The organism is Flintibacter sp., assembly GCF_046973065.1.
The window spans coordinates 3109-13418 of the sequence record NZ_JBKVXZ010000075.1 but is presented as its reverse complement, the minus strand read 5'-3'; the positions used below and the strand labels follow the sequence as shown (position 1 = coordinate 13418).

The window sequence follows — 10310 nt, the reverse complement described above, 5'->3', positions numbered from 1 at the left end:
GCAGGAGGGAGAGCGTCCTCAGCGGCAGGAAAAGCCCGCCCGGCCTCCCCGTCCCAAGCAGGAGCGCCCCCAACGGCAGGAAAAGCCCCAGGAGAAGCCCGCCGACCGCGCCCCTAAAAGCGAGTTCTCCGCTCCCGCTGAGGGCGGCGAGAAGCGCCGCCGTCCCCGCCGCCGCCGTCCCAGAGGAAATGGGAGCGGCTCCGGCACCCCGAAAGCAGAGTAAATGATTTTATACGGCCCCCGCGAAAGCGGGGGCCTGCTGGCTTTATGATGGAAAGAAGGGTAGCCTGTGTCCGGATTTTTTAACGCCCTGTCCGCCTCCCTCATCCTGATGGCTCTGATGAGTGTGGGCTTTTTTATGGGCTGGCGGGGCTGGATGGGCCCGTCGGAAAAGAAATTTTTAAGCAAGTACATCGTCAACATCGCTGTGCCCTGCACCTGTATTACCGGACTGCTTTCCAATCTCAGTCATGACATGCTGGTTCAGGCGGGCTTTATGCTGATTGCCGCTGTCCTTGGTATGGCGATCACCCTGCTGCTCGCTGCGGGACTGGCTCAGCTTCTGCACTTGCCCCGCTCCCGTTGGGGCGTCTTTGTGGTCATGACCGGCCTGTCCAACACGCTGTTTATCGGCCTGCCCGTATGTACTCAGCTCTTTGGGGACAAATGCCTTCCCTATGTGATGATCTATTACCTGGGAAACACCAGTTTTCTCCAGTCTCTGGGCATTATGCTCATTCAGCGCTCCGGCACCGCCGAAGGCACCCGAACCACGGTGCTGGGCTTTTTCAAAAACCTGCTGAGCAAGCCTCCCATTCTGGGGGTCATCTTTTCCATTCTGATGCTGGTGCTGGATTTGCAGCTGCCGGCCGTGGTAATGAAGTTTGCCGGGTACATCGGAGACACTGTGTCGCCTCTGGCACTCATCTACTGCGGCTACATCATCTGGGAAGTGGGTCTAAAAAACCTGCGCCTGCTGCCCGGCCTGCCCACCATGCTGGTGGTGCGGCTTGGGGTGGCTCCTGTCATCTGCTGGGGCATCTGCCATCTGTTTGGCGTGATCGGCCTGGCCATGCAGGTGTTTGTGGTGGAGAGCGCCCTGCCCGTGGTCAGTCAGGTACCGGTGCTGTCTGGAGCCTTCGGGGCCGATGAGCAGTACGCCGCCACGGGAGCCTGTCTGAGCACCCTGGCCAGCTTTATTAGTATCCCCATTTTGATGCTTTTGATTGGGTAATGTTTTCAACCAAAACGCGCGTCCGGGTTTGAATCGATCCGGACGCGCTTGTTTTTCCTTTTTCAAAAAATAAGGCAAAATACTTGAATTTAATCAAAAAAGATTATACAATTCCAAAGAATAAGCACACAAAGGCCCTTGGGCCAGGAAGGATACGACCATGAAGGAATTTCGAGGAAGTCAAAATTATGTGGCCGATGAGGAGCTGCTTCGGGCAGTAAACATCGCCATGGTACTGCAAAAGCCCCTGCTCATCAAGGGCGAGCCGGGCACCGGAAAGACCATGCTGGCCCAGGCCATCTCCCAGGCTCTGGACAAGGAGCTGGTCATCTGGAATATCAAATCCACCACCAAGGCCCAGGACGGCCTGTATGTGTACGACGTGGTGCAGCGCCTCTATGACAGCCAGTTTGGCGGCCAGGGCGTGGACGACATCGCCAAGTATGTCAAGCTGGGCAAGCTGGGCGAGGCCTTTACCGCCGACAAGCAGGTCATCCTGCTCATTGACGAGATCGACAAGGCCGACCTGGAGTTCCCCAACGACCTGCTGTGGGAGCTGGACCGCATGGAGTTCTACATCCCTGAGACCGGCGAGACCGTGAAGGCCAAGCACCGCCCGGTGGTCATCATCACCTCCAACGCGGAAAAGGAGCTGCCCGACGCCTTCCTGCGCCGGTGCGTGTTCCACTATATTGCTTTCCCGGATAAGGAGCTGATGGCCGACATTGTCCGGGTCCACTATCCCGATCTGGATGAGAAGCTGCTCACCCAGGTGCTGGAGGCTTTTTACAAGATCCGCCAGCTGCCGCAGATCAAGAAGAAGCCCTCCACCAGCGAGATCATCGACTGGATCCAGGCCCTCCAGCACGGCGGCGTGGACGTGAGCCGTATCGGCAAGGAGGTGCCCTATCTGGGGGTGCTGCTGAAGAAGAACGAGGACATGGACGCCCTGCGCCGCGTCTGGCGGTGATTCTTTTTCTTGAAAGAAAAAGAACCAAAAAGAACTTCCACGGCTTGTTTTCCCATGCTCCGGCGCGGGATGCCAGGAATTTTTCCCGGCTGTGGAATGGAAAGGAACCAACATGTTTGAGGATTTTCTCTACCTGCTGCGGCGAAACGGCCTGAAAGTCTCCCTCACCGAGTGGATGGCCCTGATGGAGGCCATGGACAAGGGGCTCCACGGCTCCAGCTTCACCGGGTTTTATCACCTGTGCCGCTGCCTGCTGGTGAAGAGCGAGGCCGACTTTGACCGCTTCGACCGCTGTTTTCTGGAATATTTCAAGGACGTGCCCTTCCAGCAGGAGGTGTCTCAGGAGCTGATGGACTGGCTCAACCGGCCCGACGTGCTCCAGGACTACGCCAACTGGGACGAGGAGCAGGCCCTGAAAAATATGGGCCTCAGCGAGGAAGAAATTGAGCGCATGCTGAAAGAGCGCATGCAGGAGCAGAAGGAGCAGCACAACGGCGGCAACTACTGGGTTGGCACCCACGGTATGTCCACCTTCGGCAACTCCGGCCTGTCCCCCAAGGGTATCCGGGTGGGCGGTCAGAGCATGTACAAGCGGGCCTTCCGGGTAGCGGGGGAGCGGAAGTTCCGGGATTTCCGCCGGGACAACACCCTGGACACCCGCCAGTTCCAGGTGGCTCTGCGGCACCTGCGGCAGTTCTCCGGCCTGGTGGACCTGCCTCCCACGGAGTTCGACGTGGACAACACCATTAAGGACACCGCCGACAGCGGCGGCATGTTAAAGGTGCGCTACAAGCGGCCCCGGGAGAATACCGTCAAGGTCCTGCTGCTCATGGACTCCGGCGGCTCTATGGACTACTATGCCCAGCTGTGCTCTGCTCTGTTCCAGGCAGTGAGCAAAGTGGGACACTTCAAGGACTTGAAGGTCTACTACTTCCATAACTGCCCCTACGGCCGGGTGTTTACCTCGCCCACCATGCTCTCGGAGTATGGCCAGCCCACCCAGTGGATCCTGGACAACATCTCCAGTGAGTACAAGGTCATCTTCGTGGGCGACGCCCAGATGGCCCCCTATGAGCTGATGGGGGACTACTCCTATTCGCCCAACCGGGACCCTAACGCCCCAAAAACGGGGCTGGATTGGCTCCACCGCTTCCGGGGGAAATATCCCAATGTCATCTGGCTCAACCCCAGCCAGCGGCCCACCTGGGGCCAGTACTGGACCCAGACCTACGACACCATCGCCGGGATCTTCCCTATGTTTTCTCTTACGGTGGAAGGGCTGGAGGACGGCATGAAAAAGCTCCTCTCCCGCTAGCCTACTTTTCTTAAAAGAAAAGTAGGCTCCGCTTTCTTGAAAGAAAGCTTGGCAAAGAACTTTATGCGAAACTTTGTTTCGCCTCTGCGCCCGTAAGATCAATTTTTGTGGGAGTGACGTGCTGCGTCGCTCCCACGTGTTTTATCAAAGTGTCCTTTGCACAATATCAAGTTCACTTATTTTTATGCCAAGTGTACTTGACAATCTAATCACACCATGCTATCCTTATCTCAACCACGGAGGACACGGCCGGTCCGCCACAGACAAAAGGAGTTTTTTGTATGGACAAAAAAGAAATTCTGGAAAAGTGTCGGAAGGAAAACCTGCTCTGGGACGAGGGGAAAATTGATGCCCGGAACAAAGGCCGCCAATGGGGGGTAGTTGGCTTTATATTTTTGTGCGTCCTGGTGATGACTTACAATCTGCTCCGGGGATTGGACAACCAGCTGCCTCTGGCGTTTTTCCTGGGATACCTCGCCTGCGAGGCCTTTGGTCAGTACGGAGCCCGGAGGGAGCGGGTCACGTTTATAACCGCCATTTTAGCCACTCTGGGCACGCTGGTCGCTTTGGCCGCCTATGTCATGGAAACGCTGCCGTAAGGAGGACTATCTTTGGAAAAGAACGAGATTTTGGAAAAAAGTCGTCGGGAAAATCATCTTCAGGATGAGCGGGAAAAGACCATTCGTATTCAAGGCGAATCGTTTAGTCTGATTTTTGTCTTTGGCATTGGACTGCTGCTGACCACCTATAAGCTGATCAACCACATCCCTGTGGGGGATATTCTGGCCATGTTCTGGGCCTGTTCCTTTGGGTGCTGCCTCTACAAGGCGGTCAACCTCAAGCAGCGCTCTTAGGCTGGGATGGCTCTTTTCTGTTTGGCCATGATCGTGTATAATTTAGTCAAGTATTTGTCAGGATGGTGAGGATATGGACGACCAGCTGGTTTTAAAAAATCGTTTGAAGGTGGCCCGGGCGGAAAAAAATCTGTCCCAGGGGGACCTTGCCAAGCTGGTGGGTGTATCCAGACAGACGATCAGCTCTATTGAAACGGGGCAGTTTAACCCCACTGCCAAGCTGGCACTGGTGCTGTGCATCGCGCTGGACAAAAAGTTTGAAGATCTGTTTTATTTTTAATCAAAAAAACGTGGGAGGGACCAACTTGGTCCTTCCCACGTTTTTTATTGAAAACTCAGAGGCAAAGCGAAGTGCAGAGGCGAAACACAGTTTCGCACAAAGTTCTTTGCCAAGCTTTCTTTCAAGAAAGCGGGGCACAAAGTTCTTTTGCTAACTTTTCTTTCAAGAAAGCGATCAATAAGCCAGCTTCTCCTCCAGCCAGCTCTTCACCTGGTCCATGGGGATGCGCACCTGCTCCATGGTGTCACGGTCGCGGATGGTGACACAGTTGTCGGCGGGGGTGTTCTCGTCGCCCACGGTCTGGAAGTCCAGGGTGATGCAGTAGGGGGTACCGATCTCGTCCTGGCGGCGGTAACGCTTGCCGATGGAACCGGTGTCGTCGTAGTCCACCATGAAGTACTTGCTCAGCTCATCACGCAGCTTCTGAGCAGGACCAGCCAGGACCTCCTTCTTGGACAGAGGCAGGATGGCAGCCTTGAAGGGAGCCAGAGCAGGGTGGAAGTGCATGACCACGCGCACGTCGTCGTTGCCCTTCTTGTCCTGACCCACGACCTCCTCGTCGTAGGCCTCCACCAGGAAGGCCAGGGTCACACGGTCGGCACCCAGAGAGGGCTCCACCACGTAAGGGATATAGTGCTCGCCGGTCTCCTGATCGAAGTAGGTCATGTCCTTGCCGGAGGTGGTCTGGTGCTGGGTCAGGTCGTAGTCGGTACGGTCGGCCACGCCCCACAGCTCGCCCCAGCCGAAGGGGAACAGGAACTCGAAGTCGGTGGTACCCTTGGAGTAGAAGCACAGCTCCTCGGGGCTGTGGTCACGCAGACGCAGGTGCTCCTCCTTCATGTTCAGGTTCAGCAGCCAGTCGCGGCAGAAGGAACGCCAATACTGGAACCACTCCATGTCGGTGCCGGGCTTGCAGAAGAACTCCAGCTCCATCTGCTCAAACTCGCGGGTACGGAAGGTGAAGTTGCCGGGGGTGATCTCGTTGCGGAAGGACTTACCGATCTGGCAGACACCGAAGGGCAGCTTCTTGCGGGTGGTGCGCTGCACGTTCTGGAAGTTGACGAAGATACCCTGGGCAGTCTCAGGACGCAGATACACGGTGTTCTTGGCGTCCTCGGTGACACCCTGGAAGGTCTTGAACATCAGGTTGAACTGACGGATGTCGGTGAAGTTGTGCTTGCCGCAGGTGGGGCAGGGGATGTTCTTCTCCTCGATGAAGTTCTTCATCTCCTCCTGGGAGAAGGCGTCGATGGGCTTGTCCAGCTCCACGCCGTTCTCGCTGCACCAGTCCTCGATGAGCTTGTCGGCGCGGAAGCGCTCCTTACACTCCTTACAGTCCATCAGAGGATCGGAGAAGCCGCCCAGATGGCCAGAAGCCACCCAGGTCTGGGGGTTCATCAGGATGGCGGCGTCCAGACCCACGTTGTAGGGGTTCTCCTGGACGAACTTCTTCCACCAGGCCTTCTTGACGTTGTTCTTCAGCTCCACACCCAGAGGGCCGTAGTCCCAGGTGTTGGCCAGGCCGCCGTAGATCTCGCTGCCGGAGAAGATAAAGCCGCGGCCCTTACACAGAGCAACGATCTTTTCCATGGTCTTTTCGCTGTTTTTCATGGTAATACGCTCCTTTTCTGATTGATTTGGCTCAGAGCAGTGTATTTTGTCGCAAAAAAACAATAACGCCCTGAGCCGGTTTTCGGCTCAGGGCGAACAAAAATGTCCGTGGTTCCACCTGAATTCGTACCTGGCTGGTACGCACTTCGTTCCCGGTAACGGCGGGGACCGGCGGGCCATTTCCTGCCCGCGCTCCAGAGGGCCGTTCCCCAACCCGCCTTCGGAGGATTCACACCGACCATCCTCTCTCTTGCGCCCCGGCGGGGGGTACTGTTCTCTGTCACAGCTTTGTGATGACATTCTACTGGACAAATCTTCCGCTGTCAAGGGGATTTTGTCACAAAATCCCTTACTTTCTGCCCAAGTGGATCACTTAAACTTCTGGCTCTGGGCTACGGCCAGTTCATCACAGCGGTTGTTATAGGGATTGGACGCATGGCCCTTGACCCAGTGGAGGTTGACGGTATGATACTCGCACAGCTCCAGCAGCTGCTGCCACAAATCGGGGTTGAGGGCGGGCTTTTTATCTCCTTTGACCCAGCCCCGAGCACGCCAGCCCTTGGCCCAGCCCTTCTCCAGGGCGTCGATGACGTACTTGGAGTCGGAGTAGAGCTCCACCACGCAGGGTTCCTTTAAGGCCCGCAAGGCGGAGATGACTCCGGTAAGCTCCATGCGGTTGTTGGTGGTCTGGGGCTCGCCCCCGGACATCTCCTTTTTGTGGGGGCCGTACATTAAAATCGCGCCCCAACCGCCCGGGCCGGGGTTGCCGGAGCAGGCGCCGTCAGTGTAGATTGTTACGGTTTTCATATACTTCTCCTTGGGCGCGATTTTGAGGGCGCACACCGTGCGCCCCGCGCCGTATGGCGCGTTCAAGCGTTTTTGCCTCTGGCAAAAACCTTGCCGCAGGGCGAATTCATTTCGCCCGAGGATTTCAATCTGTCAGGGACCCCAAAAAAGTTTACTTTTTTGGGCACGCGCCCCAGCCGCCCGAGCCGGGGTTGCCGGAGCAGGCGCCGTCGGTGTAAATTGTTACGGTTTTCATTCATTTCTCCTTGGGAGAGGATGGATTTTGACTGTTTTTGCAAAGAAAAAAGAGGGTTCCGCCCTGCAGGGCGGGTTCCTTTCTGATCGTTCAGAAAGGCACATCGCCCCTTCTCGCCCTGCAGGGCGGAATTCTACTTACTGCCCCTTAAACAGCTTCTGCTTCCGCTGCTCATACTCCGCGTTGTCCATCAGCCCCGCCTCTTTCAGGCTGCGCAGCTGCTCCAGCCGCGCCTCCACATCCAGGGCGGTAGGGGGAATATGGTCGTGGGTCTCCTGTTTGCTGCGGACGGTTTTTTTCTCGGGATCCTTATTTTGAATCCGGGACACAACCTTCTCCACACTGTCACCCAGCTTGGAGGCGTTCTTGGGCGCAAGGGCCTTACGGATGCCGTTCACGATCAGGACCACAGCAAACGCCGTCCACACAGCGCCAATACCGACAGATATAGACATGATGGTCCCTAAACCAACGATAAGAAGTATCACGCCCCAAATCACTGAGATCCAGCTTTTCCCCTGGACCTGATTGGGTCGGTCGATCATACGGCGTCTTTGCATCGGATTATCCTCCTTACTCAAAGCCCCTTCAAAATCTCCTGCCGCTTCTTGTCGTACTCCTCCTGACTGAGCAGCCCGGCCTCCTTCAGGTCCTTGAGCTGCTCCAGCCGTCCCTTCACATCCAGAGACGTGGAAGGAATGTGGTCGTGGGTCTGGGGAGCAGGGGCGGAGGATGCCCCACGACGGGGCTCCTCGTCCTCTTCAATGGTGATTTCCGGTCCGGCATAGCCCTTTCCGAAGACCTGGTAGGCGTTCATGCCGGTGATTCCCACGGCAATCAGTGTCCAAAGGACACCAAACAGGCCAAAGATAGGAATGACCATCACCAGTCCGATTACAACAAAGATGGCGCCAACGGCCACCCCAAAGGCCCCCTGGGCCTTACTGGGACGATAGGTCACACGACGTCTTCTCACGGGACAAACCTCCTTTTCTCACCAGGAGCGCTCTATCACTCCTGGTCAGCCTGGGTCTCTTCCGGGGTTTCAGTGGTTTCTGCTTCCATGGTTTCCGCTTCCGCGGTCTCGGGCTGGGCAACCTCGGCGGTCTCCTCCCGCTCCGCCAGAGCCAGGGAGATCACCTTGTCCCCCTCCTCCTTGAAGCGCATAACGATAACGCCCTGGGTGGCACGTCCGGCCTCCCGGATGGCGTCCACGTGGGTACGGATGAGGATACCCGCCTGGGTGACCAGCAGCAGGTCCTCGCTGCCGTCCACCACCTTGATGCCCACAATTTTGCCCGTCTTCTCGGTGACAGCGTAGTTCTTGATGCCGATGCCGCCACGGTTGGTGACGCGGTAGTCCTCCACGGGGGTGCGCTTGCCGTAGCCCTTCTCGGTGATGGTAAGGACGGTGCGGCCGGCGGTGGCCCGGGCGGCGCTGACCACATAGTCGCCCTCCCGCAGGCGGATGCCGCGCACGCCCACGGCGTCACGGCCCATGGGCCGCACGTCGTTCTCGTCAAAGCAGACCGCCATACCGTCGTGGGTGGCGATGAGGATCTTCTTGGTGCCGTCGGTCTCCCGTACGGAGATGAGCTGGTCGCCCTCCTCCAGGCGCAGGGCACGGATGCCGCTGTTGCGGATGTTCTTCAGGGCGGTGACGGGCAGACGCTTGACGGTGCCGTTGCGGGTGACCATGACCAGGTACAGATCGGGGTTGTCCAGCTTCCGGGTGTGGATCATGGTCTGCACCTTCTCGCCCTGCTCCACCTGGAGAATGTTGACGATGTTGGTGCCCTTGGCGGTCTTGCCGCTCTCGGGGATCTGGTAGCCCTTCTTCCGGTACACCTTGCCGGTGTCGGTGAAGAAGAACAGGTAGTCGTGGGTGGAGGCGGTAAACACGTCCACCACGCAGTCCTCGTCCCGGGTGGTGATACCTTTGCGGCCCTGGCCGCCCTTGGACTGGGCCGCGTACTCGCTCACCGGGGTACGCTTGATGTAGCCCGCCTGGGTGAGGGTAAAGACGCACTGCTCCTCCTCGATGAGGTCCTCGATGTCCAAGTCGTCCTCCACGAAGGCGATCTCGGTTTTCCGCTGGTCGCCGTACTTATCCCGAATTTCGGTGAGCTCGTCCTTGAGAACCTGGCGCAGCAGCCCCTCGTCGCTGAGGAGCTTGTCGTAGTAGGCAATGCGCTCCTCCAGCTCCTTGTACTCGGCCTCCAGCTTCTCCCGGTCCAGGCCCTGGAGGGCTTTCAGGCGCATATCCAGGATAGCCTGAGCCTGCACGTCGTCCAGACCGAAGCGGGTCATCAGGCGCTCCTTGGCGTTGTCGTAGCTGGTGCGGATGATCTTGATGACCTCGTCAATGTTGTCCTGGGCGATGAGCAGACCCTCCAGCAGATGGGCCCGCTCCTGGGCCTTGCGGCGGTCGTAGATGGTGCGGCGGGTGATGATCTGCTCCTGGAAGGCGATGTACTCGTCCAGAATCTCCCGCAGGGTGAGGATCTTGGGCTGCTTCTGGTCGTGGACCAGAGCCAGCATATTGATGGCAAAGGTCACCTGGAGCTGAGTCTGGGCAATGAGGCGGTTGAGCACCACCTGGGGATTGGCATCCCGCTTGAGCTCGATGACGATGCGCATGCCGTTGCGGTCGGACTCGTCCCGAATGTCGGAGATGCCCTCCAGACGCTTGTCCTCCACCTGGTCGGCCATGTTCTTGATGAGCATGCGCTTGTTGACCTGATAGGGGATCTCGGTGACGATGATGCGGGTGCGGTCCTTGCCGAACTCCTCAAACTCAGTGCGGGCGCGGACCCGGATGTGGCCCTTGCCGGTGGCGTAGGCCGCGCGGATGCCGCTGCGGCCCATGATCATGCCCTTGGTGGGGAAGTCGGGGCCCTGGATGTGCTCCATCAGGTCGTCCAGGGTGGCGTTCTCGTTGTCCAGCACGCAGATGACGGCGTTGATGACCTCGGTGAGGTTGTGGGGTGGAATGTTGGTGGCC

12 protein-coding genes, 1 pseudogene and 1 other annotated feature are annotated in these 10310 nt (G+C 57.9%); of the genes and pseudogenes, 7 read left to right on the top strand and 6 right to left on the bottom strand.

What is annotated here, in order from left to right; translation table 11 throughout:
- The 7 genes and pseudogenes from ACLTXB_RS17510 to ACLTXB_RS17480 all read left to right on the top strand — a co-directional run.
- A pseudogene (locus ACLTXB_RS17510) lies at positions 1-223 on the top strand (hypothetical protein); the annotation flags it as partial.
- Between the two features lie 66 nt (positions 224-289).
- On the top strand, positions 290-1234 hold the full coding sequence (locus tag ACLTXB_RS17505) for an AEC family transporter (RefSeq protein WP_428227830.1): 945 nt from the start codon (positions 290-292) through the stop codon (positions 1232-1234).
- A 160-nt stretch (positions 1235-1394) separates the two neighbouring features.
- Complete coding sequence (locus tag ACLTXB_RS17500; RefSeq protein WP_110441636.1) at positions 1395-2204, top strand: AAA family ATPase; 810 nt, start codon at positions 1395-1397, stop codon at positions 2202-2204.
- 112 nt (positions 2205-2316) lie between these two features.
- Positions 2317-3519, top strand: coding sequence for a vWA domain-containing protein (locus ACLTXB_RS17495; RefSeq protein WP_428227829.1), 1203 nt, complete (start codon positions 2317-2319; stop codon positions 3517-3519).
- A 281-nt stretch (positions 3520-3800) separates the two neighbouring features.
- Positions 3801-4118 carry a DUF6442 family protein gene (locus tag ACLTXB_RS17490; RefSeq protein WP_428227828.1) on the top strand — a complete coding sequence of 106 codons (318 nt, stop codon included), beginning with the start codon at positions 3801-3803 and terminating at the stop codon, positions 4116-4118.
- 12 nt (positions 4119-4130) lie between these two features.
- Positions 4131-4373, top strand: coding sequence for a DUF6442 family protein (locus ACLTXB_RS17485; protein WP_428227827.1), 243 nt, complete (start codon positions 4131-4133; stop codon positions 4371-4373).
- 73 nt (positions 4374-4446) lie between these two features.
- A complete protein-coding gene (locus tag ACLTXB_RS17480) occupies positions 4447-4653 on the top strand; it encodes a helix-turn-helix transcriptional regulator (RefSeq protein WP_008982349.1) in 207 nt (68 codons plus the stop codon).
- Between the two features lie 174 nt (positions 4654-4827).
- On the opposite strand, the gene ACLTXB_RS17475 is transcribed toward ACLTXB_RS17480, so the two are convergent.
- The 6 genes from ACLTXB_RS17475 to ACLTXB_RS17450 form a co-directional block, all read right to left on the bottom strand.
- On the bottom strand, positions 4828-6264 hold the full coding sequence (locus tag ACLTXB_RS17475) for a glycine--tRNA ligase (RefSeq protein ID WP_008982348.1): 1437 nt from the start codon (positions 6262-6264) through the stop codon (positions 4828-4830).
- Positions 6265-6349: 85 nt separating this feature from the next.
- Positions 6350-6557: a binding site (T-box leader), on the bottom strand.
- Between the two features lie 76 nt (positions 6558-6633).
- Complete coding sequence (rnhA, locus tag ACLTXB_RS17470) at positions 6634-7071, bottom strand: ribonuclease HI (protein ID WP_008982347.1); 438 nt, start codon at positions 7069-7071, stop codon at positions 6634-6636.
- 151 nt (positions 7072-7222) lie between these two features.
- Positions 7223-7306 (bottom strand): RNase H family protein, encoded by an 84-nt coding sequence (locus ACLTXB_RS17465; RefSeq protein ID WP_428227831.1) that lies wholly within the window; start codon positions 7304-7306, stop codon positions 7223-7225.
- A 137-nt stretch (positions 7307-7443) separates the two neighbouring features.
- Positions 7444-7866 carry an SHOCT domain-containing protein gene (locus ACLTXB_RS17460; protein ID WP_428227826.1) on the bottom strand — a complete coding sequence of 141 codons (423 nt, stop codon included), beginning with the start codon at positions 7864-7866 and terminating at the stop codon, positions 7444-7446.
- A 17-nt stretch (positions 7867-7883) separates the two neighbouring features.
- A complete protein-coding gene (locus tag ACLTXB_RS17455) occupies positions 7884-8282 on the bottom strand; it encodes an SHOCT domain-containing protein (RefSeq protein WP_428227825.1) in 399 nt (132 codons plus the stop codon).
- 35 nt (positions 8283-8317) lie between these two features.
- On the bottom strand, positions 8318-10310 hold a 1993-nt coding region (locus ACLTXB_RS17450; RefSeq protein WP_428227824.1), incomplete at its 5' end, for a DNA gyrase subunit A.